At 62.0% G+C, this 642-nt stretch carries 1 protein-coding gene; it reads left to right on the forward strand.

Going from position 1 to position 642, the window contains the following annotated elements; genetic code table 11:
• The first annotated feature begins 125 nt into the window (after positions 1-125).
• The gene (locus BST11_RS26870; RefSeq protein WP_083141175.1) at positions 126-581 is read left to right on the forward strand and encodes a hypothetical protein; all 456 of its coding nucleotides are present in this window, start codon (positions 126-128) and stop codon (positions 579-581) included.
• Positions 582-642: the final 61 nt, after the last annotated feature.

Genomic DNA, 642 nt, shown 5'->3' on the forward strand with positions numbered 1-642 from the left:
TCAACCCTGGGCCGTCATGGCTCAGCCCATCGGGTGATCTCGTTGGGAGGCATTGCGCGGCGAAAGCCGCCACCGCCGTGAGTGAGTGACAAGGTTGTCGCCTGCTCCGCGTAGTATCCGTCCCCGTGGTCCAGCTTGAAGAAATCACCGACGCGCTCAGAGGCGGAAATCGCTTCGAAGCGATCGAACTCAACACCAATTTTGTGCGGGCTGTCCAAAGCTTCACTCGTTGGCCTGTGGACGCTTGGGCCGGTGTGCTCAACGAGAAAGGGCGGCTCCGTACGCTGTATTGGGTAAAGGGCAACGCGCTCGGGCAACTGGTCGCTGAAGGCGACAACGAACTGACTGCTACCGCCAACGTTTGGTCCATCTCGAATGTCGAGCATGTCCGCGTGGCGGCCAACGTGGCTGACGACGACTTCGTGGAGGGGCGCCCGCTGCGCACCGTCACCGTTGAGGTCAGCGCCGGCCAGAGCATCAGCCTAGACGTCGCAGAATGCAAAGGACACCTGCGCGAACACGCGAACGAATTCGTCGACAAATTGCTCGATGCGGTGAGCAACTCGACGGTTCGGGCGTAGCCCTACGAGCGAATTGGCGCGGTGTTCGACCAGTGATCGGCTCCGCGGGCCCGTAGCGGGC

Origin of the sequence: Mycobacterium alsense, from assembly GCF_002086635.1 — a bacterium.
In the GTDB taxonomy this organism is placed as follows: domain Bacteria; phylum Actinomycetota; class Actinomycetes; order Mycobacteriales; family Mycobacteriaceae; genus Mycobacterium; species Mycobacterium alsense.